Genomic DNA, 23,743 nt, shown 5'->3' with positions numbered 1-23,743 from the left:
CCTTTAAATGATGGCATGCAAGCACTAGGCTTAAACTTTTTGACCTTGTGCGCGCAAATCTGCTAACACTTTATCGATACCAAGTTTGTCAATGATGCGCATACCTTTAGTAGATATACGTAGACGCACAAAACGATTTTCAGATTCTACCCAAAAACGATGGCGTTGAAGGTTTGGTAGAAAGCGACGACGGGTTTTGTTGTTTGCGTGCGAAACATTATTACCCACCATAGGGCGCTTTCCAGTCACTTGGCAAACTCTAGACATAGCGAACTCCTAATCTATGAAGTATGAGGGATTCTCATACAAGTCTGGGCAAGTTGCGCAAATTTGCGGCATGGACACAGCAAGAGGCACCATTGCACCAAACAAAACTATATGAAGGTTGAGCTGGTATTTCTGTCATCTAAAGGCAAATAACAGACCGACCAATTCAGAAAATTTTAAAGCCGACATTTATACCATAAAATCAGTGAATAATCAAATAATTTTATTCTAATTGTCGTCATAAAAGCAGTCATTATACCCTGTATTTGCGGTGTTATGTTATTGATTGTTTGATGCAAGGATAGAGTTTTTGGTTGTAAGTTAGGACAAAGGTCAGTAAAGTCTCCGTTATAAATTTAATACAATCTGTTAATAGAACTGTTACTACTGTAAACCTACTTGTCGTTATATTAATTTTTACAGATAGTGTGGCAATTTTTTCACTTTTTACTCAAATAAATTAACGCTGCCGCGGAGTCCGAAATATGTCGTATAGCTCAAAGCCATTTATTTTTAAGCTATTCCAGTTAACAGCACTTACTTTAGCATTAACATTAGCAGGGTGCGGTAGTGATGGTGTGGACTCTCTTCCACCTCCATTTAATCCTGGTTCTGGATCTGAACCAGGAGCGCCAGTACGTAATACTAATATTAGCGCTGTTAACATTACTGATAGTTTAGGTCAGCCTACGCGCGTTATTACCAGCTCAGGATCGACAGCAAGTGTCAAAGTTACAGATGGTAAAGGCGAGCCGATTAGTGGCGCGTTAGTAACATTCGGCACTGATGCTGCAATCACCTCGGTGCTATTTGGTAATACGAATGGCACTGTGTTGACCAATGCTGATGGTATCGCCACGATGACTTTAAAAGCTGTGGGGACTTCAGACTCTGGTAGCTACTCATTATCTGCGACTGCCACTTATGATGGTGTGGACGCTACAACCCCAGCTTACTTCTTCTCTGTTCAAAGCGCTAACTTAATTTTTGATGAAGTAAGATTAGAGCAAAACAGACTGCCTTATGGCGGTTCTACAGATATTACAGGTCTAGTGAAAAACTCTGCTACGATGCACGCCCAGAAAGACGTCGAAGTGAGTTTTGCGGCGACCTGCGGTACGGTCAGTAGTGCAGCGACTAATGTCTTAGGCTTTAGAGCTACTTATAACGCCGGTACCTGTGAAGGTAGTCAGACGATTGTGGCCACTATAGAGGAGAGCGGAGCTAATATTCGCTTGCCAGTGACTATTGATCAACGTACGGCACTAGGAGCTTTGAGTCTAAAATGTATTTCTGGCGATACTCCAAGCTTCCCAGACTCTTCTGCTGATGGCTCAGGTGCAGACGGTTGCGCTAATGAAGTATTATTAGGTGTTGTAGGTAGTACGCTGCCCTCAGTACGTAGTGTTGAGTTTGTGGTCAGTAAAGACGATAAGCCATTTGCCAATGAGCGCGTTAAAGTTGAATTATTGAGTGCACCCAATGACTTTGGCATAGGTAGTGCTAGAAATCAGCAACCGCTTACCTTAAACACAGACAACGCCGGTCGAATTAAAGTGCCACTATATGCAGGTAATGCTACTGCTGATAATATTAAATTAAGAGCAACTTTGATTAGTAGAGTTGATGTTACTGCCATATTTGAGAACATCGGCGTGGTTAGTAGTGTATCTACTCAATCAGGATTTACTGTAACTCCTACCAAAAATGTCCTTGCTGCCACAGAGACTACTACCTCTACTGCTGGTGTCACGACCATTACACGTTTAAATGACTCAACCACTTTGAACGTCATAGCACGAGACGGTAATAATGAGTTTGTTAACGGCTCTACTATAAACTTTATAGCAGAAGGGGGTACTTTATCTTCCAACTTTTGCGTTGTGAATAATGGTCGCTGCCAAGTTACTCTAAGCACTTCAGGGATACTGCCTGATGACAGACGCGTTACTGTACTATCTTACACCACAGGTACAGGTGTTCAACAAGAAATTAATGGTAATGGCATTTTTCTTGATGAAGATGAAAATGGTATAGCAGATGCTAATGAATTCAAACTACCTTCCATAACAGGTGTGATTTTTAGACAGTTTGTTGTTGGATTTGCAGATACTACGCCGACTTTCAGTCCTAGTTTCGATGATCTAACAGAAAACCGTAAAGGGACAATGCAACTGCCATTTAAAATGTATGGCGCTAATCCTCAAGATAGTAAGAAAATATCTATGCCATCAGGGACTCAAGTTCAGGTGCGCGCATTCGATAAAACGAGCGGCGACAATGCTAATTGTACAGCGCAGATAACGAGCAAAGGCCTCATCGGTAGTATACTAACAGTACCAATGCTAGTCGATTTATCTACTCCTGATGGTAGAAATATGCTCGGAAACAATCAAGATGATAGTGATAAGAGTTATGTGATTAGAGCGCAGCAGTGTAGCGCTGGCAATGAGATTAAACTCACAGTAATCACCCCTTCACCAAATAGCAAAACAACGGTCAAAACTATCGATATTATAAAATAAGCATAACAAACTCAGAGTAAAAAGCCCCCGATATCATATCGGGGGCTTTTATTTTATTCACTATTAGATATCTATACTATATTCTGAACTACCCAGCGATTACTGCTAACTACAGCACCAGCTCTAACACAAACTTGCTACCCACAAAGCCGATCGCTAGTAAAATAAAGGCATAAATAGTGATATTGGCGGCACGTTTACCGCGCCAGCCAGCACGCCAATTGCCCAATAGGAGCGCGCCAAATAACAACCATGACAATACGCTAAAGACTGTTTTGTGAGCGATATGTTGTGCAAATAGGTCTTGAACATAAACAAAGCCCAGCCCCAGCGCAATACTGAGCAGCACAAAGCCGACTAAGATCATATCGAACAATAAGCCTTCCATACTTTGTAGTGAAGGCAATTTATTGACCCAAAATCTATGGATGGTATGATGTTTTAATTCACGAATTTGCAGGCGTAAAAATAGCGCTTGCACCGTCGCCATCAGCAGCACACAATAGGCGGCAAAAGACAGCAGAATATGAGCTTCCAGCCCGACACTGATGTCGGTCAAAGGCTGATAGGGCGCGCGGCCAATATAACCGATAGTCATACCAATCAAAGCGGTAGGCGCGGCCAATATTCCCAAGCTTAAAATAGGGCGGTATAAACAAAATAGCCCATAAAAGAATAAGAACAGTAGGCTAATAAAGCTAATCACATTAAATAGATTGAAATTTAGCCCATATAGGGTAACCATATAAGGGTACAGTAACGTGGCATGTGCCAACATTCCGACTAATAATAAGCCTAAACTGACATCTTTATGGATAGGTTGATCGGTTGTCAGCGCCCAACTAATATGGATACTGACTACGATATAAGCCATACTAGCTATTACAAACGCAAGTAACACAGGCAAGCCTCATTGAGTATCAACAGCGTAGGAGTAACTTGAGCGGAGTATAACCGCTCAAGTTAACGCTAATAAAATGGTATGATTAGAATAATTGTTTAATTTATCATAAAATGACTCTCAATTGAGAATCATCGTCATCATTCTTTTGCTTGGCGCTTTCCTTATTACAAGAAATAGGCTTTTTTGCTACTTAGTAGTATCCGTTATTATAGTATTTATTATTAGATCATTCATCCTCACATTGTCTGATATTACAGTATCTATTGAAAACTATATGTTCAGAACTGCAATACAGAGGTCGCGAATAGAAAGCTATGTTAGTCGACCGCTACCTTTATCGCTGACTGACCAATCATTAACTAACGAATTATTAACTGACTAATTTTAACTGAGAAAAATTTATGTTTGATACCTTAACCGAACGCCTATCGTCGAGTCTGCGTAATATCGCCGGTACCGGGCAGTTGACCGAAGACAATATTAAAGACACTTTGCGCGAAGTACGGATGGCGTTGTTAGAGGCCGATGTGGCATTGCCTGTCACCCGCGATTTTGTTAAACGCGTGAAAGAGCAAGCCATGGGTGCAGAAGTGCTCAAAGAATTAGCCCCAGGCCAAGCTTTCGTAAAAATTGTCCATGACGAGCTGACTGAAATGATGGGCAGTGCCAATCAGCAGTTAGAGATGACAGGCAAACCGCCCATCGTTTATTTGCTGGCAGGTCTGCAAGGGGCGGGTAAAACCACCACCGCTGGTAAATTGGCCAAATATCTACAAGAGCGCCATAAAAAGAAAGTGATGTTGGTCTCAGCTGACGTTTATCGTCCAGCTGCGATTCAGCAGCTTGAGCAAGTCGCTGGGCAGGTGAGTGCCAAGTTCGTTAACTCAAGCACCGATGAAAATCCAATTGATATTGCTCTACGTGCAATTGAAGAAGCTAAAATTCAATATCAAGATATCTTGATTATTGATACTGCCGGTCGTCTGCACATTGACGAAAGCATGATGGATGAGATTAAGGCGCTAACTGCAGCGGCTAACCCTTCCGAGACCTTGTTTGTCGTCGATGCTATGACCGGCCAAGATGCGGCCAATACCGCAAAAGCCTTTAACGATGCGTTGCCGTTGACTGGTGTTATCTTAACCAAGACGGACGGCGATGCTCGCGGCGGTGCGGCGTTATCAGTTCGCGCTATCACTGGCAAACCGATTAAGTTCTTAGGTCGCGGTGAGCAATTAGACGCGCTAGAGCTGTTCCATCCTGAACGTATCGCCCAGCGTATTCTTGGTATGGGTGACGTACTGAGCTTAGTTGAGGAGGTCGAGCAAAAGATTGACCGTGATAAAGCCGAAAAAATGGCGCAAAAGATGCAAAAGGGTGGCGAGTTCGACCTTGAGGATCTATTGACCCAGTTTCAGCAAATGAAAAATATGGGTGGTATGTCAGGCTTCCTCGATAAGATGCCGGGTATGGGTGGCTCTGATATGCAAAAAGCGGTCGAAGATGCTAAGCCGGAAGAAAAAGTACGTGAGATGGAAGCCTTAATTAACTCTATGACCCCATTTGAGCGTAAAAATCCGGATAAAATTAACCCGAGTCGTAAGCGCCGTATCGCTGCAGGCTCCGGTAAAGATATTCAAGATATCAACCGTCTGCTTAAGCAACATAAGCAAATGGCAAAAATGATGAAAATGATCTCAAAGCCTGAGGGCATCAGTAAAATGATGAAATCTATGCAGGGATTAATGGGTGGCGGCGGTGCAGCGGGCGGCGGTGGCCCATTATTTGGTGGCGGTGGTCAGTCGCAAGGCCAAGGCGGCATCAAAGATGTCAACCAGGCGCAAATGGCAAAGCAAATGGGTCTTGATCCTAACAATATGCCAAGCACTGAAGAGATGCAAAAGCAAATGCAAGAGGTGCAAGATAGTTCCCCAAAAGGGTTTAAAAAACGCTTTTAGGTTAGTCTGACTTTAGCAATCATAATAGAAACACCCCAAAGCTGATGACAGCTTTGGGGTTTTTTATGGGCATAGCGTCGAAGGTTATGAATCTTAAGATTAGATAACTTTTAACAGGACTATAGAAAAATTTTAAGAAAGCGTTAAAACTTGTTGACCCTAAATGCTATGATAGGCGCTATTTTTTGTAACACCAGCAGTTTAAGCCGAGGTCATTATGTTTTTAGCAATGGATACCGTGTTTGACCAGTGTTCGGTCGCGATACTTGATGGCAGCGGTAAGGTCATATCCTGCCAGACCGAAACCGGTAAACGCCAGCAAACCCAGCAAATATTACCGATGATTGATGCCGCTTTGTCTGAGTGCCAGCTGCGCCTTGCTGATATGCAAGCCTTAATATTCAATCGTGGGCCAGGTGCCTTTAGCGGTATTCGTATCAATACTGCAGTGGTGCAAGCGTTATCAGTGGCGCATGATTTACCTTGTGTTGGCGTATCTAGCCTACAAGCAATAGCACAATGCGCTTATCAAAAACATGGCTTAACGCAAGTTTATAGCGCTCTTGATGCCCGTATGCAGCAAGTTTATTTTGGCCGCTATGTGTTACAAGAGCAGCAGTTAGATGACCAATTACAAGGTAGCCAGCTAGAGAACCAGTTGGAAGCTAGCCAATTTAACAACCTTATTATGCAACCTGTGACTAATGGAGATAGCGCGATAAACAACAGCGATGATACTGATGGCACAGAGCGGCTGCTAGATTATAATAGTCAAACATTGCTTAATATTCCTATTGTTGGCAATGGCGCAGCGTTCTTAACCTTGCGTGATGAGCAGATAAGCCATGAATATGTTTGGCCTGATGCGGTGGTGATTGGACAGTTGGGTATCGTTCAATTTATGACGAGTGGCGGTACGGATGCGGCGCAAGCCCTACCAAAATATCTACGCAACCAAGCATGGAAAACTCTAAAAGAGCAAGGCAAAGCGTGAGTTTCGTTAGATAACGTTAGTCTACTACATAAACACAGCACTAATTATAACGGTCACCTTATCATCGCTAAACGCTGAGCCACAACAGTAATATAACAACATAGAACAGGCGGCAGGTCCGTTTTTAGGAAAGTAATTATGGATATATTCTTATTAATTCAAGCCGTCATCATGGGTATTGTTGAGGGCATCACTGAGTTCTTACCCATCTCCAGTACCGGCTATCTCATCTTATCTGCAGACTTGATGAGTTTTTGGACGAAGGAAAAAGTTGACGTGTTCGTAGTCGTAATCCAGATGGGGGCCATTTTAGCGGTTATTTATGACTATTGGGGACGTCTGTGGCAGGCGCTTACAGGTCTCGTAACTGGAAAGTCGGAAGTACTGAGTAATCCAAGACAACTGGGACTGAGTCTTATTATTGCCACCATTCCAGTGATGATTATAGGGTTTAGCTTTGCTGAAGAAATTAAAACGCATTTATTTAATCCAGTTACTGTCGCGATTATGCTGATTATTGGTGGTCTGCTGATATTTTACGTAGAAAATCGTCCCAAAACTATTATTGCGTCCGAGGCAGAAGAGGTCACCTTCAAGACCGCATTGAAGATTGGTCTATTTCAGTGTTTGGCCTTAATACCGGGTACCTCACGCTCCGGTGCTACCATTATTGGTGCGCTTTGGTTGGGAGTCTCACGTAAGGCATCGGCTGAGTTTTCCTTCTTTATGGGCATTCCAGTTATTGTGGGTGCCGCGTTACTTGATTTAATTAAGCATGGTGATGTGTTTACCAATCAGGAGGATTGGCTGGTATTAGGTGTGGGAACAGCGGTATCATTTATCGTGGCGCTATTGTGTATTCGCTGGCTAGTAGCCTGGGTCAGTCTGCGCGACTTTAAGATTTTTGCCTGGTTGCGTATTGTGACGGGTGTGGTGGTATTGGTCGCAGCTTGGGTGTTTGGTTATCAGTTTGCCGGCTAGTTGCTGTTTTTTATAAGTTTGGATTTACTGGTTTGCTGGCTTTTCAGCTTAGCATTTTAAGGAATAATATTCATGAGCGCGCAACTCACGGCTAACAAAGCTGTATCGTTCAGTCAGTGTAAACTGCTCTATACTAATGCAGCACAGCTGCCCCAAGTTGAGTGTTTGCAAGCGTTAGTGAGTCAGCATGGATTGTCATTGAGTTTAAGTGCGGAGTTAATAACCGTTAAGCTGAACCAAAAAAATCGCGAGCTATTGAGTGCGGAGTCTACTCAGCCTATTTTATTATTAAATGATAAAAATAAGCTATCATGGCTCAGTGGCGGTCTAAGTGTCGCGCCTGAGTGGGACAAGCTGCAACGGCGGGTAGTCAGTGCAGGACGTAAGACGGAGCTATTGTTACAAGCGGCCAAAATAGCAGCGGACAGTCATGTGATTGATGCTACTGCAGGCTTCGGCCATGATAGTTTAATATTAGCCAGTACCGGTGCAAGAGTTACCATGTTAGAACAGCAGCCATTGATTGCTTTGTTATTGCTCGAAGAACAGCAACGTATGAGCATGCAGCCCAATTGGCAAAAGCTAATGTCACGATTACATATTATAAATACTGATGCGCTCAGTTATTTTATGAATGTTCAAAACATGACAGCATTGGACGCTACAGATGACATTGATGTGGTGTATTTAGACCCGATGTTTCCAGAGGACAGCTATCAAGATAGCAAAACAGGAAAAGGTGCCAAAGTTGGCAAGCATATGCAAGCCTTGCATCATTTAGCCAGTCCACCAACGTTAGCGCAAGAGCAGCAGCTACTCCAAAATGCACAAGCGCTGGTCAGTAGCAATGTTAATGACAGTATTGATGTTAATGGTGATGGCGATAAGATTAAACATCAGGGTCGCGTCATCGTCAAGCGTCCCCAGCATGCGCCATTATTGGCTAACGAAACACCAGATGATAGCTGGCAGAATGGTGCGGTACGTTTTGACGGCTATTTCGTATAAGCGTATTGAATAAACTTTGGCATAACTTTCGGTATAAATAAAGTCCACAGATATAGGAGTGCGTAATGCTAACAATTATAATTTGGGCAGTGGGTGCAGGCTTACTGCTAATAAATATTACGCTACGCACTCGAATCCTGCGGTTAGAGGCGCGTTTAAGAGAGCTGAGCAACCCACAGCAGCAGATGGCGTACTTACGTAAGCTTCCAGCACAGAACGATAAGATAGCGGCGATTAAAGCACTGCGCAAACAGTATCCAGAACTATCACTGTTAGAAGCAAACCAGTTATGGCAGCAAAGATAGAGACTATAAAGATAAAAGCTATAAACATAGAGACCATAAAGTAATGATATCTAATCGTTCATCAATGACGCCTAAAGACAAACTCCATGCATATATGCAGCTGACGCGCTTTGATAAGCCAGTCGGGATTGAGCTGTTGCTATGGCCGACCTTATGGGGCGTATTATTAGCTGCTATGGGTCAAGCCCAACAGCAAGGCGTAACGGCTGCTTTGCCCAGTCTAAAAATCTTCGTGATTTTCGCGCTCGGCGCTATTTTAATGCGAGCGGCAGGTTGCGCGATTAATGATTTTGCCGACCGCAAAGTAGATGGTCATGTGACCCGTACTAAAGGTCGTCCATTAGCTGATGGTCGTCTTTCTGGCAAGGAGGCCATTGCCACATTTTTAATATTGGTATTATTAAGTGCCAGTTTATTATTGTTTTTACCGATTCAAGTATTTTATTGGTCGCTTGGGGCAGTCGTTTTAGCCTTTATTTATCCGTTTATGAAACGCTTTACTCATCTGCCACAGTTATTTTTAGCCGCTGCCTTTGGTTGGGCGATACCGATGGCTTATGTAGCGATAGTTGGTGCGCCTGATATTTGGTGTTGGTTGTTGTTTTTGGCCTACATGTGTTGGACGGTGGCTTATGATACCCAATATGCGATGGCGGATCGGGAGGATGATTTAAAAATTGGGGTCAAGTCCACGGCGATATTATTTGGCCGGTACGATGTGGTGATTATTGCCATATTACAAACGCTATTTTTATTATTGATGGGGGTGGTGTTATGGCATTATTTTGCGCCAACCAGTTTAAGTATTTCGCCAATATTCGGTTTGGCATTGGTCGCAATGATGTTTACTAAACAGAATAACGCTTGTGCCAGCCGCCAAGCTCCCGCCTGTTTTCAGGCCTTCTTAGCCAATATTTGGGTAGGGCGTTATGTTTTTGCCTTGGTCGCTGCATCTTGCATTTGGACCAGTTTGAATGGATAAGTCAGTAAAGCTAAAAAAAATAAAGCCAGTGGCAAGTACCTCTACCAATTATTCTGAAAATAGCTCTATAAATGAGTCTGCAATTAACTATCAGCTCAATCTTGCTCAGCACGGTCTGACCCGTGAGCAGGTGATTGCCACCGAACGCAAATTAGCAAAGTTTGCCAATGCCATGGACTCGGTAGTGCGTATCCCTTTTACTAAACAAGGGGTGGGTGCGGATGCGGCGCTATCGACGATACCGCTGGCAGGTGACTTAGCAGGGTTGGTGTTGACCAGCTATGCCTTCATATTAGGTCGCCGCTTGGGTGTACCGGTATATAAAATGATCCCTGCGGTCAGATTGGCTCTAATCGATATGGTGGTGGGCGTTATTCCGGGAATTGGTACGTTGCTAGATATCTTTATTCGGCCCAGTCGTAAGACACTTAACATCGTCCATCAGCACATACAGGATGAATATGGCATCACAGAAACCATCCATATAGATCGCCCACTTTTACATCAGCAATTAGAACACAAACAGCGACACAGCCGTTTTTGGCGTAATCCAGTAGCTGCTTGGGTTTATTTACATATTCCTGATGTTCTGGGTATTGTCGTGATTGGTTTATTAATTTGGGGATTGTGGACAGCCATTGGCTGGTTAAGCAGTGTTTTCGGCAACACGACAGGCTTTGGTTAAAGATTGCTATTCATTGTTTATCTACAAGTTTTATTTCAACGGCCTTACCTTTGGAATGCTCTTTTAAGTTATAGTTAATCAATCATTATGCAACGTTTAAAAAATATTTTTAGTGGCCCGATGGGTGTGGATAAGTTATCTGCTGTTGGCAGCTCTATTTTGGCATTGGTACAAGCATTAACCAATGAGGCACATCTGACCGGTTGTCGCTCAGTGATTTTAGATGTTCAAGATGGCAAAATTATGATTAGTGCCGTACCCAACCAACACCAGCCAATGATTGTGATTATAGTGACCAAGCAGCAAGTACTGCTCGGACAAATCATGTATGGAATGAATAAGACCATTAATCATTTAACAGAGCTTGACCAGCAATATAATAATAAATAATAGCATCAGCTAAGTGCGCACTAGCTTTTTTTAAGCTTAGTTCTTGAATTCAGTTCCTAAATTTGGGTGTTAAAATCAGTTTTTAAGCTTAAGTTTTAAAGGCGGCGATAGCCAGTAGCCGTGCTGCCTTATGGTCTACCATGGGTACTGGATAATCAAGATGGTTGAATTGATCATTTTTTTCCAGTGCCTTACGTAGCTTGTCCTCGCTATGCAATACGCTGGCGGAAATATCTTGCAACTCAGACAGCCATAGCTTGATAAATTCGCCGTCAGGGTCATGGGTTTTGGCTTGGCTAAAGGGGTTCATAATACGAAAGTAGGGCGCCGCATCGGTACCGGTTGAGGCGCTCCACTGCCAGCCGCCATTGTTGGAGGCAAAGTCACCATCTATCAGCTGCTGCATAAAATAACGCTCACCCCAGCGCCAATCAATCAGCAAGTCTTTGGTCAAAAACATTGCCGTAACCATCCGTAAACGGTTGTGCATAAAGCCAGTCGCATTAAGGCAACGCATTGCGGCATCTACTAGCGGCACACCCGTTTTTCCTGCACACCAAGCGTCAAAATCGTCCTGATTATATGACCAATTGATACTCTTATCCGTCTCATTCTTATAAGCCTGATGGCGAATCAGTTCTGGCTTATGTGCTAATACATGCCGATAAAAATCCCGCCACGCCAGCTCGCTTATCCAGCGATTGATGTCTTTATTATCGCCTTGCTGGCTATTTTTGTTCTCTCTATCAACTTGAGCACTCGTATGTTGCTTATCAAGCGCTTTAGTGGCTTGGATATAGCAATGGCGGGCGCTAATCGCACCGATGGTCAAATAAGCAGACAGCTGACTGGTGGCATGTAGGCTGGGTACATCGCGGCTTACATCGTAATTATTGATATCATCAGCGATAAATTGGTCTAAGCGATGACAGGCAGTCACTTCACCAGCAGGGTAGGCAGCGCGAGCATGAGACAGCTGCGCATTGCTATCAGTACTGCCTACTATTCCAGTTTCCTGTAAGCGCTGTTGATACTCTTCGACTACTTTTTTGCCCAACGTTTCTATAGCCTTTTTGCTGACAGCGCTGTTAGCAATATTGTCACTGTTAGCAATTGGAGTGCTAGCATGAGTTGCATTAATGGCATTGACCGTTTGGGCTTCATGAGCTTGAATGGTACCGATGTCCAAAGTATGCCGCCATTTTTTATAAAAAGGGGTAAACACTTGGTACATGCTGTCATCATTGGTAGTGATACTTTTCGGTGGCAAAATACATTGGTCATGGAAGCGCAAAAATTCAATATTATGCTTAGCTAGCTGCTTGGTTACTTGCTCATCACGTGCAATTTCATTGCCTTCATATTCATGATTTGCCATCAGCGTAGTTATATTCTGAGCCGTACAAATCTTGATAATTGCATCATTACAAGCCGCAAAGTCGTCACAGACATATACGGTCAAAGATATATTCAATTGCTTAGCTAAACTTTGGGCTAATTTTGGTAAGGTACGGGCGATGTGGTCGACTTGTGGTAATGAAGTATCATGCGACTGCCATTGCTCAGGAGTAAAGAAGAATACTGCTGAGACCTGAGCGTTCGTTGAATTAGCATGTTCGCAAAGTGCGGTCAGAGCAGTATTGTCATGGAGTCGCAAGTCACGCCGGAACCACATTAAATAATGTGGTTGGTTTGCGGTGGTATTTCTATTGGCATCGTCAGTTGCTAGGGCAGTCGTAGGCATTCACATATCCTTTTTTGAATCATAAACAAAACTATGAATAAAAGTATGCTAGGATAAGTTTTTGGATGCAATTTATTTGGCATTCGATTAACAAATCCTCACTATTTCTTGTGATTAATTGCTCATTTTGATTCATAATCAATACTTGCTGATTGTTAAGGTCATATTAAGGTTATACGATGCACGTTAAGTTTTGTGGTTTTACCCAGCTTACCGATATTCATGCGGCTGTTGCCTTAGGTGTCGATGCGGTAGGCTTAGTGTTTTATCCGCCAAGTCCGCGTGCTGTGACCCCATTACAGGCGCAAGCGTTAAGTGCGGCGCTGCCCGCTTTTGTGAGCGTAGTAGCGCTGGTAGTTAATATGAGCGAGGAGGAGCTGATTAAGCTGGCGAATATAGTAGCCTTTGATATCATACAATTCCACGGCGATGAAAGTCCTGAGCAGTGTCAGCAATTTGCTGCTGCTGTTAATAAACGCTGGATAAAGGCTTTGCGTATAAATACCGAACAAGATACGCCTGCTAACGTCAGCGCCCAGATTAGCGAATTTGCGGCAGCAGGGGCGAGTAGTATTTTGCTTGATGCCTATCATCAGCAGAAATATGGCGGTACTGGTGCGCGCTTTGATTGGAGTCTTATTCCACAAAATAGTGCGCTACCGATTATTTTAGCCGGTGGCTTGGATGCGCAAAATGTTGCCGCTACTCGTGATTTGCCTATTTATGGGGTTGATGTCAGCGGCGGTATCGAAATTGATAAAGGCAAAAAAGACCCCGCTAAAATGCGCGCCTTTATGAAGGCCGTTAAGCGTGACCGATGGCAAAGCGACTCTCTAGCTAAAAGCCAACTGTCCGAAATCTAGATGTGAGTTAGAAGTTAGCTGCCTTGCAAACTACAACCTAGTAATAAGATAATCCAGCTTTCTTTTATCTCTATTTTTAGATTTAAATTCTACATTTACATCTCTCGTTATTTACGTTTACTATTTATCCTAAAAAATACCACTTATCGTAGGAATTATCATGAGTCAAGCCGACAACCATGCTGCAACTGATGCCCCATCTGCTAGCGCACAATCTATCAATACCTTAAACAATCCAAAAGACGTACAGGACTTTAACCAGTACCCTGATGCCCGTGGTCATTTTGGTGTCCACGGTGGACGCTTTGTCTCCGAAACTTTGATGGCAGCGTTAGAGGAGTTAGAGGCGTTATATACCAAAGTAAAAGCAGATCCTGCATTCTGGGAAGAGTACCATACTGATTTGGTCAATTATGTTGGTCGTCCAACCCCGCTTTATCATGCCAAGCGTCTCAGTGATGAGATTGGCGGGGCGCAAATCTACTTTAAACGTGAAGACTTAAACCATACTGGCGCACACAAAGTAAATAACACCATCGGTCAGGCATTATTGGCTAAAATGTGTGGTAAAAAACGTATTATTGCCGAAACGGGCGCTGGGCAACACGGTGTTGCTACGGCCACTATTGCCGCTCGTTTAGGGCTAGAGTGTATTGTTTATATGGGTGCGGATGATGTCGAGCGCCAAAAAATGAACGTTTATCGTATGCGTCTGTTAGGTGCAACCGTTGTGCCAGTTACTTCTGGCTCACGTACGCTTAAAGACGCGATGAACGAAGCCATGCGCGACTGGGTCACCAACGTTGACAGCACTTATTATATTATCGGTACCGTAGCAGGTCCGCATCCTTATCCGCTACTAGTACGTGACTTTCAGGCGATTATTGGTAAAGAAACCCGTATTCAACATCTAGAGAGAACCGGAAAATTACCCGATGCGTTGGTTGCTTGTGTTGGTGGTGGCTCAAACGCCATTGGTCTATTCTTTGACTTCCTAAATGATACTGAAGTGAAAATGTATGGTGTGGAAGCAACTGGCGATGGTATCGAGACGGGTCGCCATTCTGCACCACTTGCCGCTGGTCGTATTGGCGTGCTACATGGCAACCGGACTTATTTAATGGCAGATAATGACGGTCAAATTCAAGAAACTCATTCGATTTCAGCGGGTCTTGATTACCCAGGTGTTGGCCCTGAACACAGTTTCTTAAAAGATATGAAGCGTGTTGAATATGTCGGTTGTACTGATAAAGAGGCGCTCGCAGGCTTCCATGAATCAACGCGTAAAGAAGGTATTATTCCTGCGCTTGAAACCGCTCATGCGGTTGCGTATGCGCTCAAGCTTGCGAAGACTATGACCCCTGACCAAACCATCGTGGTTAATATGTCTGGTCGCGGTGACAAAGACTTGCACTCTGTGATGAAGGCGGAAGGCCTTGAGTTTTAAAAGGATGTTCTTTTGAAGACGGATATGGTGGATTTAGTAAACTTAATAAACGATATGTTTATTGAGTTTACAAGGAAGCAGGTTTTTTCTAAAGAAACCGCTGACTTCTTAGGCTTTGCACAACAAAAATTTAAGTTGAATGCGAAGAATGATTGGAATGAAATCATTGCTTCTGAGGATATTTTAGAAGATTCTAATGAGGCTTTGAAAAGCTTTCTAAAGTTTGGTTTATCAGGTCCTACTAAATACAATGATTTGGGTGAGAAGTATCTGAGATTGTATGGAGTGTTAAATGCAGTTTATCAGCAGCAGCAAGCTATATTACATATATTCAAATTGTTTAAGTGTCCAAACCCTAAAGTAGTAAAACAAGAGTTTAACGATTTATCAATAACGCAAGCTCGTCATAAACTGGGTGCTCATAGTATTAACTATATTTCCCAAAGTAATGAAGAAACAGAAATGTTTGTACCTGTTAGAGTGCAGTTTGAAGATTATAAGCTGACATATTTTAATCATAAAAATAATGAAAGCAACGAGATTGACCTTAAGCTGACTCTTGAAGAGCATAGTAAACTAATCTGTAAGACTTACTTGTCTATAGCTAATAAGGTTATTAAAACGGTCTATAAAGGTAATACTGTTAAACAAGAACAGGTACTATCGAGTTTTAATGAACTAGAAATAGTTATGAATGGAGCATGGTTGGTTAAAGGTCAAGACGGCAATACTATTATTAATATAAAGTTTGAATAATAATTTATCTGAAGAGATAGATAACTAAAGAGATAACTATGACCCGAATTGAAACCACTTTCGAAACTTTAAAATCACAAAACAAAAAAGCCCTAATTCCTTATGTGATGGCAGGTGACCCTAATCCTAGTAACTTTGTTGGCTTACTACATGACTTAGTCAAACACGGCGCAGATATGATTGAGGTTGGTTTGCCATTCTCAGACCCCATGGCTGATGGCCCAACGGTAGCATTGGCTGGCGAACGTGCTTTAGCAGCGGGTACCAGTACCCGTGATGCGCTAAAAATGGTTGAAGAATTCCGCACGACAGACACTCAAACGCCAATTATTCTAATGGGTTATTTGAACCCTGTTGAGATTATTGGCTATGATAAATTTGTCGCGTTATGTGAGCAGTCGGGTGTTGATGGTTTATTGATGGTTGATTTGCCGCCAGCAGAAGCGGGTAGCTTTACCCAGCATTTAACCGACCATGCAATGAATGAGATTTTCTTATTGTCACCGACCACCTTAGCGGAACGTCGTCAGCAAGTATTGACTCATTGCGGTGGCTATATTTACTATGTATCGCTCAAAGGCGTTACGGGCTCAGCGACATTGGATACCGATGATGTGGCGATGCATGTAAAAGCGATTAAAGCGGAAACTGATTTGCCAGTATGCGTGGGCTTTGGTATTCGCGATGGTGCTTCAGCTAAAGCGATTGGTGCGCATGCCGATGGTATTATTGTTGGCAGTGCTTTAGTACAGAACTTTGCTGATATCGATGCCAATGATAGCGCCGCCGTTACTGCTGCTCAGCAACAGATTATGATAAAAATGGATGAGCTACGCGCAGCTTTAGATAGCTTAAGTGCTTAAAGTCAGTCGGTTTATAACGGCTTTATAACTATGATGTTTCCATTATGATGATAGACAGTCATCATAATGATGAGGAATGACTTTGCTAATTTTAGTTTACGTGTGTAAACTAATATAACCTATAAATTGTTACAATTACGTGCAAGCATACTTCATAACCGCTCATGTTATGATTGACTTTTATTCTTCGGGGCAAGTGAATGAGCGAACTTGCCAATAAGCCTTTGATGATGACGAATAATATGACTGATACTATAAAAAAACCAGATACTCAGAATGATAATGCGACCAATCCTGTAGATAGCGCCACACATACAGACCATTCATGGTTTAACCGCTCAGTACCGGGCGTTAAGCAGCAACTGACGGCACCGCTGACTGCTGTAGAGACCGAACCGTCAACAGAGTGTCCCAGCTGTCATTCGATGATTACCAATACGGCGCTAATTTTTAACTGTTATGTCTGCCCGCATTGTGACCATCATTTAGCAATGACTGCTCGTGAGCGTCTGCAATGGTTCTTAGGCCAAGTAGATGGTGAGCTTGGGCAAGAGTTTGTGGCAAAAGACCCGCTAGGGTTTGTCGATAGTAAGCCTTATCCTCAGCGTATGCTTGAAGCGCAAACCAAAACCGGTGAGACCGAAGCGCTGATTGTATTATACGGCAAGCTACGTAACCTCGACGTGGTTGCCTGTGCTTTTGACTTCCGCTTTATGGGTGGCTCAATGGGTTCAGTAGTCGGTGACCGTTTCGTGCAGGCGGCAGAAAAAGCGCTAGCAGAAAAGAAACCTTTGGTCTGCTTTGCAGCATCTGGCGGCGCACGTATGCAAGAGGGGTTATTATCCTTAATGCAAATGGCACGTACGGGCGCAGCAATTGAGCGTTTACGCTTGGCGGGCGTGCCTTATATTGTGGTACTGACCAATCCAGTTTATGGCGGCGTTACTGCTTCACTTGCCATGCTGGGTGATATTCATCTAGCAGAGCCTAAAGCGATGATTGGCTTTGCTGGTAAACGCGTGATTGAACAAACCGTGCGTGAGACCTTAGAAGAACCGTTCCAGCGTGCGGAGTTCTTATTAGAGCATGGCGTGGTCGATGAAGTGGTCCATCGCCATCAACTGGGTGATACTATCTATCGTTTATTAGCAAAATTATGTAGCCAACCGAACGTTGACGCCTAGCTTAGTAGGCACTATATGCATTGTCGATTAATTTTTAATTTTCGTCGATAAAGTAATCGAACATTAAGCACTCTAATAGCATTTATCATCAATAGATGGTAAATGCTATTTTTGGTTTTTGACTTTGGTTTTACGCATGCTTGTTATACACTGACCTAAGTTCTCATTTAGGCTTCGATTTAGCCTTTAGTAGCGCGTTTTTAACAGCATATTTTTTAACAGTAATCTTTCTAATTTCAGGTTTTCAATAACCAGTTTTCTAATATAGGTTCCATTCATGGCTACATCCTCTAACACCGTTACTCCTGATAGCCCTAATAGCCGGTCCAGCCTTACTGAATGGCTGGATTATATGCAGCAGATTCATGTGTCAGCTATAGACATGGGACTGTCGCGTGTGTTGCCAGTAGCGGAGTATTTGGGCGTAGTGCAATCGGCCAAAGATGATGCCTATGTGTTCACCGTCGCCGGTACCAATGGTAAGGGTTCGACCACCGCGATTATTAGTGCCATGTGTCAAGCAGCAGGTTATAAAACAGCCCTGTATCAGTCGCCGCATCTCAGCTGTTTTAATGAGCGCGTGCGTATCGATGGTGAGATGGTCAGTGATCAGACTTTGATTGAGGCTTTTAGCAAAGTTGAAAATGCACGTTTAAAGTGTGAGCTAACTTTATCATTCTTCGAGATGACCACGCTAGCGGCGCTATTGATATTTTCTGAAGCCGATTGCGCCGTTTGGGTATTAGAAGTAGGGCTGGGCGGTCGCTTAGATGTGGTCAACATTATTGACCCTGATATGGCAGTAATTACCAATATTAGTATCGATCATGTCGATTGGTTAGGAGACAATGTTGAACAAATTGGTGCTGAAAAAGCGGGTATTTTACGTGACGATATTACTTTAATTTATGGTGCCGCTGAGATGCCAGCTAGCGTTCAGCAACTTATTAAGGCTCATAATGTCACTTGTTATCAAGTAGAACAGGATTTTAGTTATCGCGTACAAGCCGCACAGACATGGCAATATAGCAACGCATCTGTTACCTTGCAGCTGCCGCGACCTGCGTTGTCATTGATGAATACCGCCAATGCTTTGTCAGCTGTGCTGGCAAGTTCGCTTAAGGTTGGTATTGCTGCTATTGAGCGAGCATTACAGACGGTGAAGCTGGCAGGTCGCTTTGATTATCGTGATATTGAAAATCGTCATTGGTTGTTCGATGTGGCACATAACGAGCAAGGAGTGAATTTCTTATTAGGCCAGTTATTACCTCTTTGGCAGCACCATCTTGAACGTCAATTAAGCCAGCAGATCGATAATGAGAGCATTAATCAAATCAACCTGCAACCTGCGACCATTAAAATGTTATTTTCAATGTTGGGTGATAAAGATATTGAGATGGTGGTACAGCGTTTAACGGATGCCAACTTGCCCATTACCGATTGGTTTATCGCAGAGATTGATTATCCGCGGGCGGCGAGTATTGAACAACTCCAAACCACTTTAGCTGTTTATATTGATGACGCTAATATCCATGCATCTGCTAACTTAGCTCAGGCCACGCGTGCAGTGATTAATGTCAGTCAGCCACAAGATTTGATTGTGGTCTGTGGCTCTTTTCATACTATCGGCGAAGCACTATCTATGCTTGATGTGCAAGAAGGCTCATAGCAATATAGCTGATAGTAATAAAAGCATTCAATGTTATGACTAACCACAGTACGATAGCAGACAGCGCGAACAATATATCTTATAATTGGAGCGTTTTTGCAAAATTAATATAACTTTTGTGAATCAATAGTATTAGATTTCAGATGTGCCGACCAATCAACCTCACTACCAACTAAGAGATGTGAACGAATGAATTTTTCGAGGCAAGCCTTATTGGGCATTGGGATGATTATAGGAGGTATTGTGATGCTGTCCGCTTTGGCGCAACAGCTCAGTGCAGGTGACGAACCAGCTCCAAAAACAGCCATCGTCGCTAAGCCAAGTCCTGAGCAAGCCACAGCACAGCCTTTGACCATAGATATTGATACCGAAAAACGTATCTTGGCACAAAAACAAAAAGAGCGGGCTAGCCGTACAGCAGAGCAAGAAAAACGAGCTGAGCTATTTTTAGAAGAGCAAGAAAGCGCCGAGGCGCAAGCCTTGTCTAAAGCGCGTAACGAAAATCAACAATATACGGAAAACATCGCTTCAACAGGAGGCGATAGCGACAGTCCGGAAGCGGCACAAAGTAAAACTGCCACACCAATCGCAACGCCGAAAATTCAGCCTCGTGTTGATAATACGGTCAAGCCAGCTGTAAGTACTGCTAGTGACAAACAAAAAGCGGCGCAGGCTAAGAAAAAAGCTGAGGCACAAGCCGCTGCCAAGCAAAAAAAGAAAGATGAAGAGAAAGCTGCTAGCAAAGAAATTAAAAAATCTCCACCGAAAGCCCCTATCGACTATACTATTAAAAGCGGTGATGGCTTATTGAAGTTAGCAAGGCAATACAATGTTTCTGTTGCAGCGTTAGCGCAAGCCAATAATATAGCACCGTCGGCAATCCTACAAATTGGACAAGTATTGACTGTGCCCTCGCGTAAGCAGATTGAACGCCTAGAACGAGAAGCCGCTGCGGTCGAAAAAGTCCGCGAAGAAAAACGCAAAAAAGAAGAAGCGTTGGCTAGAAAGTCTGATGATGCAAAACGCAATGCGCAGCAAAAGCTTAGCGAGGCGCGTAAGGAAGTCAAAGCCACAGATGCCAAAGGTAGCTTCGGGGTGCAAGTAGCATTGGCCTCTAACCAAGCCTCTGCTGACGAAGTCGCTAAGAAGTTTAAAGCGGCCGGCTATCAAGTAAAAACTAGCCAGACCAGTCGCGGTGTACGGGTCGTCGTCGGGCCTGAGCGCGGTAAAATTGCAGCTTTGGCATTAAAAGATAAAGTAAATAGTGATCCTGAGGTTAATACTACTAGTGCTTGGGTTTTATATTGGCGCTAAGCCGTAGTGTTAAAGGTTGGTGCTAACTAAGTATTAAAACTAAGCATTAGTGTTAAAACCTCAGCCAAATAATAGCTATATTTTATACAAACTCATATTCTTTCCAAAACACGACATTTATTGTCGTGTTTTGTGCTTCATAGCCCGTCAATTATAATTAATTATAGTCAGAACAATTATCATTTTTCTCCATCAATTTTTTCTGTATAAGGCGACAGTCTATAGAGGTTGGGGCGTTATGATTGGGTGTTTAGTTGCAGCTTGCTTAGTTGCTGTTTCTTCAGCTCTTATTTATATAACAGTTATATCTTCTCAATCACGCTAACTTTGTATAAGGTAAAGCTATGTCATTTGGCGTCGTGTTTTTAGTATTGGCCATTGGGTTTTTGGGCCTGATAGCACTGTCGAAGTTATTTTCCTCGCGTTCATCGAAGCGGCAGCTGCCATCTAAAAGCGTAGATTCTGAGCCAAAACCGGTACGTGGTGACGATTTGGCTATTTGGCCATTTGCACCTATGCCAATTATGACTGATACTGAGGTTATATTCTTTCATAAGCTCAAAAATGTGCTGCCGGAATACCATATCTTTGTGCAAGTCCAGCTATCACGTATTATTACTGGCAATAGCGAGAAGGCGTCTGAACGGAGCTTTTGGTTCAATCGTATTTGCCGTCAAAGTGTCGATTATGTGATTGTGGATGTTGATGCACAGACCACGCTAGTGGCTATTGAGCTTGATGACTGGACACATAACAGTAAAGTAAGTCAAAAGGCAGATGATAAAAAGGACAAAGCGCTCGCTAGTGCCGGTATTCCAATTGTCCGTTTTCATGCGGAGCGCATGCCCAGTGCTGATATGCTCAGATACGAGCTGATACAGGTGATTGAGACTTATTGAGCTCCATTAAAATTAATATTTCTGTGTTAATCAGATAAGCTATCTTGTCCAGCATTAACATCAGTTTGTAAAATAACTAAGGGCTCATAGCGTTCTTGAGAAAGCAGTTCCTCAGAGGATGATTTTCGATTAGCAGCGGTCTTAATGAAGTAGAACCCTTGCGGTAAAGTCTCCAGAGTAGGTGGCCTCTTATTATTACTGTCATCTTTATTGTTTTCTCTACTGTGTTCTATATAGTCGCTATTATAAAAATCGCGCTGAGTAAACCATTCGATATAATGCGCTCGGCGTATAACGGTAGCATCTATAAGTATTTCTATAGTAGTTTCAGCGTTACGCAATAGGTCTTCTTTAGGTTGACTGCTCTCTTGAGCTGTCTCATGTGTGGCCTGTGGCTTTTGACTATTTAAGTTTTGACTATTAGGTGCAGCTAGCCAGCGATGCATAGGAAAGCTTGGCACTAGCCAGTCAGGGTAAGTAAAGTCAGCGATAGTTGTGGGAAGAAAAAACCGACCTTTAATGACCGCATAACGCTTATCAATTTTGACCTGTCCATGATCTTTAGTGTCTACCCAGACTGTACAAAACTGCTTGGTTTGCATGTGGGTCATTTTACGCTGCAAATTATCATTGGAGTTGATACCCACCCAATTCTCAGGCGCAAACGGCGCTGAACCCATAAAGAACTTAATGGCTAATTCCCAATGTTCCGTTAGTTTTTCTTGATGATTATATAAAATCAAATCTAGCTCACCAGTGGTTTGCTTACCACGAAATAACTGAACATTACTGGCGATTATTTCATACGGATGCAATCCACGCGCATAGCCATCGGTCAACCAAAATGATAGTAAGCCCTCAAAGTGAAAGCCTAAACGATTGGGGCTGGGTCGCGTCAATAAATAGCGGGTTAAGCCTTGGTAAGCGTTAGTGGTATCAAGCTCAACTAAGCGCGCGCGATAAGCATCATATTGGCCACCCCAAAAGCTTGCACTATGTACTGCAATCGCGGCAGTATTCTCATGGGGCGTAAAATCTAACCATTTGGTTAATACGTTTGGGCAGGCGAGAGCGTATGCCAAATCTCGTACGTAAGGACGCCGATACTCTTCCCACGGCGCATTATTTCTAACAGGAGGGTTTATAAGAGTAGAAGAGGGGTGAGGCGTAGGCTCGGTCATAGGTTGAACCTTAATGAATATATAGATAAATACCCTAACCGCACACTTAGTAAAAGTCTAGCTATAGTAAGTATCAGTTAGGGCAGCGCTCAATTTATTTAACTTTAAGACATGACGTAAAAGTTAAGGTGAATATCAGGCGTGCTCAGTAACAACGGCATTAGAATGGTGAGTAAGATATTTAGCGTGCGTAACTGCCATTTGAGTGGCTTGCTAAATAAGCTTTTTGATGATGAGGTAGTTTTTATTGAGCTGTCTGTCTTATCTAAGTTGACCATGTGCTTACCTATTGAGGTTAGTGTCGTAACGAGATTGCTGCGACCACATGGCTATAGTAGGGATTATCATTATTTATGGCATTGCAAATGCAATCTGGAATATTAAAAAGACATTAGTTCTTTCGGGCGTCATTTAACAAACGATTAGCTTGTGAAAATATGCCGTTTATATTCCTAGTTTTTAAGCCTTTAATTTCTAGTGAATCAATGTATTCTGCAAGCCCTGCTTGTGTAGGTTGGTTAGTGCTTTTATCAGTGTCAGTTTTAAAGCTATAAGCATTAATATCAGGATTAAGTAATAAGTCTTTTAGTACAGCTATTAGGTGATAAGCGCTATCTTTAGGGCTTAATTCTTCTTCACAAAATGGCTTATCTGTAATGTAGGTTGATACATCTTCTTGAAATAAACTATCTAATTCACATCTTGGAATACGAATATCTCTTATAGAAATTTTAATACTTTCACTTAATGAACCACCCCGACTATATCGGAGACTGTTTGTTTAAGTTAGGCCGCTAGGCCTAACTGATTAAGATTATCATAAT

22 protein-coding genes are annotated in these 23,743 nt (G+C 42.9%); 17 read left to right on the top strand and 5 right to left on the bottom strand.

Translation table 11 applies throughout. The features are described 5' to 3' along the window. Nucleotides 1-30: 30 nt before the first annotated feature. Nucleotides 31-267 carry a 50S ribosomal protein L28 gene (gene rpmB, locus JMY06_RS06340; RefSeq protein ID WP_147224075.1) on the bottom strand — a complete coding sequence of 79 codons (237 nt, stop codon included), beginning with the start codon at nucleotides 265-267 and terminating at the stop codon, nucleotides 31-33. Between the two features lie 485 nt (nucleotides 268-752). Between rpmB and JMY06_RS06335 the strand changes: the two genes are divergently transcribed. Next, nucleotides 753-2,792, top strand: coding sequence for a hypothetical protein (locus tag JMY06_RS06335; RefSeq protein ID WP_201617276.1), 2,040 nt, complete (start codon nucleotides 753-755; stop codon nucleotides 2,790-2,792). Between the two features lie 109 nt (nucleotides 2,793-2,901). Here the strand turns inward: JMY06_RS06335 and JMY06_RS06330 are convergent, their stop codons facing one another. Further along, nucleotides 2,902-3,693: an inner membrane protein YpjD gene (locus JMY06_RS06330; RefSeq protein WP_201617274.1), complete on the bottom strand. Its 792-nt coding sequence runs from the start codon at nucleotides 3,691-3,693 to the stop codon at nucleotides 2,902-2,904. 404 nt (nucleotides 3,694-4,097) lie between these two features. Between JMY06_RS06330 and ffh the strand changes: the two genes are divergently transcribed. The 8 genes from ffh to JMY06_RS06290 all read left to right on the top strand — a co-directional run bounded on the left by ffh (nucleotide 4,098) and on the right by JMY06_RS06290 (nucleotide 10,999). Further along, nucleotides 4,098-5,654 (top strand): signal recognition particle protein, encoded by a 1,557-nt coding sequence (ffh, locus tag JMY06_RS06325; RefSeq protein ID WP_201617264.1) that lies wholly within the window; start codon nucleotides 4,098-4,100, stop codon nucleotides 5,652-5,654. Between the two features lie 217 nt (nucleotides 5,655-5,871). Then, the gene (gene tsaB / locus JMY06_RS06320) at nucleotides 5,872-6,648 is read left to right on the top strand and encodes a tRNA (adenosine(37)-N6)-threonylcarbamoyltransferase complex dimerization subunit type 1 TsaB (RefSeq protein ID WP_201617262.1); all 777 of its coding nucleotides are present in this window, start codon (nucleotides 5,872-5,874) and stop codon (nucleotides 6,646-6,648) included. A gap of 138 nt (nucleotides 6,649-6,786) precedes the next feature. After that, nucleotides 6,787-7,629, top strand: a complete 843-nt coding sequence (locus JMY06_RS06315) for an undecaprenyl-diphosphate phosphatase (protein ID WP_201617254.1) — start codon at nucleotides 6,787-6,789, stop codon at nucleotides 7,627-7,629. Between the two features lie 72 nt (nucleotides 7,630-7,701). Further along, nucleotides 7,702-8,637, top strand: coding sequence for a class I SAM-dependent methyltransferase (locus tag JMY06_RS06310; protein WP_201617252.1), 936 nt, complete (start codon nucleotides 7,702-7,704; stop codon nucleotides 8,635-8,637). Nucleotides 8,638-8,702: 65 nt separating this feature from the next. Continuing rightward, entirely contained in the window at nucleotides 8,703-8,942 is a 240-nt protein-coding gene (locus JMY06_RS06305; protein WP_201617250.1) for a hypothetical protein, read from the top strand. A gap of 64 nt (nucleotides 8,943-9,006) precedes the next feature. Continuing rightward, nucleotides 9,007-9,924, top strand: coding sequence for a 4-hydroxybenzoate octaprenyltransferase (gene ubiA / locus JMY06_RS06300; RefSeq protein WP_201527836.1), 918 nt, complete (start codon nucleotides 9,007-9,009; stop codon nucleotides 9,922-9,924). Beyond that, a complete protein-coding gene (locus JMY06_RS06295) occupies nucleotides 9,917-10,609 on the top strand; it encodes a DUF4112 domain-containing protein (protein WP_201617248.1) in 693 nt (230 codons plus the stop codon). Before ubiA ends, JMY06_RS06295 begins: the two co-directional genes overlap by 8 nt. A gap of 87 nt (nucleotides 10,610-10,696) precedes the next feature. After that, nucleotides 10,697-10,999: a roadblock/LC7 domain-containing protein gene (locus JMY06_RS06290; RefSeq protein WP_227672213.1), complete on the top strand. Its 303-nt coding sequence runs from the start codon at nucleotides 10,697-10,699 to the stop codon at nucleotides 10,997-10,999. A gap of 88 nt (nucleotides 11,000-11,087) precedes the next feature. Here the strand turns inward: JMY06_RS06290 and JMY06_RS06285 are convergent, their stop codons facing one another. Beyond that, nucleotides 11,088-12,743 (bottom strand): cryptochrome/photolyase family protein, encoded by a 1,656-nt coding sequence (locus JMY06_RS06285; RefSeq protein ID WP_201617246.1) that lies wholly within the window; start codon nucleotides 12,741-12,743, stop codon nucleotides 11,088-11,090. A gap of 179 nt (nucleotides 12,744-12,922) precedes the next feature. On the opposite strand from JMY06_RS06285, the gene JMY06_RS06280 reads away from it, so the two are divergent. From JMY06_RS06280 to JMY06_RS06245, 8 genes are all read left to right on the top strand, one after another. After that, nucleotides 12,923-13,606, top strand: coding sequence for a phosphoribosylanthranilate isomerase (locus tag JMY06_RS06280; protein ID WP_201617244.1), 684 nt, complete (start codon nucleotides 12,923-12,925; stop codon nucleotides 13,604-13,606). Between the two features lie 160 nt (nucleotides 13,607-13,766). Then, nucleotides 13,767-15,053, top strand: coding sequence for a tryptophan synthase subunit beta (gene trpB / locus JMY06_RS06275; RefSeq protein ID WP_227672212.1), 1,287 nt, complete (start codon nucleotides 13,767-13,769; stop codon nucleotides 15,051-15,053). A gap of 12 nt (nucleotides 15,054-15,065) precedes the next feature. Then, nucleotides 15,066-15,809: a hypothetical protein gene (locus JMY06_RS06270; RefSeq protein ID WP_201617242.1), complete on the top strand. Its 744-nt coding sequence runs from the start codon at nucleotides 15,066-15,068 to the stop codon at nucleotides 15,807-15,809. Nucleotides 15,810-15,847: 38 nt separating this feature from the next. After that, nucleotides 15,848-16,672 carry a tryptophan synthase subunit alpha gene (gene trpA, locus JMY06_RS06265; protein WP_201617240.1) on the top strand — a complete coding sequence of 275 codons (825 nt, stop codon included), beginning with the start codon at nucleotides 15,848-15,850 and terminating at the stop codon, nucleotides 16,670-16,672. Nucleotides 16,673-16,902: 230 nt separating this feature from the next. Next, the gene (gene accD, locus JMY06_RS06260) at nucleotides 16,903-17,856 is read left to right on the top strand and encodes an acetyl-CoA carboxylase, carboxyltransferase subunit beta (RefSeq protein WP_201617355.1); all 954 of its coding nucleotides are present in this window, start codon (nucleotides 16,903-16,905) and stop codon (nucleotides 17,854-17,856) included. A gap of 277 nt (nucleotides 17,857-18,133) precedes the next feature. Further along, a complete protein-coding gene (locus JMY06_RS06255; protein ID WP_201617238.1) occupies nucleotides 18,134-19,525 on the top strand; it encodes a bifunctional folylpolyglutamate synthase/dihydrofolate synthase in 1,392 nt (463 codons plus the stop codon). Nucleotides 19,526-19,714: 189 nt separating this feature from the next. Next, nucleotides 19,715-20,839: an SPOR and LysM peptidoglycan-binding domain-containing protein gene (locus JMY06_RS06250; protein WP_201617236.1), complete on the top strand. Its 1,125-nt coding sequence runs from the start codon at nucleotides 19,715-19,717 to the stop codon at nucleotides 20,837-20,839. A 344-nt stretch (nucleotides 20,840-21,183) separates the two neighbouring features. Beyond that, nucleotides 21,184-21,738: a DUF2726 domain-containing protein gene (locus tag JMY06_RS06245; RefSeq protein WP_201527765.1), complete on the top strand. Its 555-nt coding sequence runs from the start codon at nucleotides 21,184-21,186 to the stop codon at nucleotides 21,736-21,738. Between the two features lie 26 nt (nucleotides 21,739-21,764). On the opposite strand, the gene JMY06_RS06240 is transcribed toward JMY06_RS06245, so the two are convergent. Then, nucleotides 21,765-22,919 carry a DUF1853 family protein gene (locus JMY06_RS06240; RefSeq protein WP_227672211.1) on the bottom strand — a complete coding sequence of 385 codons (1,155 nt, stop codon included), beginning with the start codon at nucleotides 22,917-22,919 and terminating at the stop codon, nucleotides 21,765-21,767. A gap of 104 nt (nucleotides 22,920-23,023) precedes the next feature. Further along, nucleotides 23,024-23,197, bottom strand: a complete 174-nt coding sequence (locus JMY06_RS06235) for a hypothetical protein (protein WP_201617226.1) — start codon at nucleotides 23,195-23,197, stop codon at nucleotides 23,024-23,026. Nucleotides 23,198-23,743: the final 546 nt, after the last annotated feature.

The organism is Psychrobacter urativorans, assembly GCF_904846675.1.
Classification (GTDB): Bacteria; Pseudomonadota; Gammaproteobacteria; order Pseudomonadales; family Moraxellaceae; genus Psychrobacter; species Psychrobacter urativorans_B.
The sequence above is the reverse complement of the archived record's forward strand: the minus strand, read 5'-3'. Positions and strand labels throughout refer to the sequence as shown.

What these genes read in the sequence shown, in the direction of transcription:
- rpmB (WP_147224075.1), bottom strand. Translation starts at nt 267, where the DNA reads ATGTCTAGAGTTTGCCAAGTGACTGGAAAGCGCCCTATGGTGGGTAAT.
- JMY06_RS06335 (WP_201617276.1), top strand. Translation starts at nt 753, where the DNA reads ATGTCGTATAGCTCAAAGCCATTTATTTTTAAGCTATTCCAGTTAACA.
- ffh (WP_201617264.1), top strand. Translation starts at nt 4,098, where the DNA reads ATGTTTGATACCTTAACCGAACGCCTATCGTCGAGTCTGCGTAATATC.
- tsaB (WP_201617262.1), top strand. Translation starts at nt 5,872, where the DNA reads ATGTTTTTAGCAATGGATACCGTGTTTGACCAGTGTTCGGTCGCGATA.
- JMY06_RS06315 (WP_201617254.1), top strand. Translation starts at nt 6,787, where the DNA reads ATGGATATATTCTTATTAATTCAAGCCGTCATCATGGGTATTGTTGAG.
- JMY06_RS06310 (WP_201617252.1), top strand. Translation starts at nt 7,702, where the DNA reads ATGAGCGCGCAACTCACGGCTAACAAAGCTGTATCGTTCAGTCAGTGT.
- JMY06_RS06305 (WP_201617250.1), top strand. Translation starts at nt 8,703, where the DNA reads ATGCTAACAATTATAATTTGGGCAGTGGGTGCAGGCTTACTGCTAATA.
- ubiA (WP_201527836.1), top strand. Translation starts at nt 9,007, where the DNA reads ATGACGCCTAAAGACAAACTCCATGCATATATGCAGCTGACGCGCTTT.
- JMY06_RS06295 (WP_201617248.1), top strand. Translation starts at nt 9,917, where the DNA reads ATGGATAAGTCAGTAAAGCTAAAAAAAATAAAGCCAGTGGCAAGTACC.
- JMY06_RS06290 (WP_227672213.1), top strand. Translation starts at nt 10,697, where the DNA reads ATGCAACGTTTAAAAAATATTTTTAGTGGCCCGATGGGTGTGGATAAG.
- JMY06_RS06285 (WP_201617246.1), bottom strand. Translation starts at nt 12,743, where the DNA reads ATGCCTACGACTGCCCTAGCAACTGACGATGCCAATAGAAATACCACC.
- JMY06_RS06280 (WP_201617244.1), top strand. Translation starts at nt 12,923, where the DNA reads ATGCACGTTAAGTTTTGTGGTTTTACCCAGCTTACCGATATTCATGCG.
- trpB (WP_227672212.1), top strand. Translation starts at nt 13,767, where the DNA reads ATGAGTCAAGCCGACAACCATGCTGCAACTGATGCCCCATCTGCTAGC.
- trpA (WP_201617240.1), top strand. Translation starts at nt 15,848, where the DNA reads ATGACCCGAATTGAAACCACTTTCGAAACTTTAAAATCACAAAACAAA.
- accD (WP_201617355.1), top strand. Translation starts at nt 16,903, where the DNA reads ATGACGAATAATATGACTGATACTATAAAAAAACCAGATACTCAGAAT.
- JMY06_RS06255 (WP_201617238.1), top strand. Translation starts at nt 18,134, where the DNA reads ATGGCTACATCCTCTAACACCGTTACTCCTGATAGCCCTAATAGCCGG.
- JMY06_RS06250 (WP_201617236.1), top strand. Translation starts at nt 19,715, where the DNA reads ATGAATTTTTCGAGGCAAGCCTTATTGGGCATTGGGATGATTATAGGA.
- JMY06_RS06245 (WP_201527765.1), top strand. Translation starts at nt 21,184, where the DNA reads ATGTCATTTGGCGTCGTGTTTTTAGTATTGGCCATTGGGTTTTTGGGC.
- JMY06_RS06240 (WP_227672211.1), bottom strand. Translation starts at nt 22,919, where the DNA reads ATGACCGAGCCTACGCCTCACCCCTCTTCTACTCTTATAAACCCTCCT.
- JMY06_RS06235 (WP_201617226.1), bottom strand. Translation starts at nt 23,197, where the DNA reads ATGGTCAACTTAGATAAGACAGACAGCTCAATAAAAACTACCTCATCA.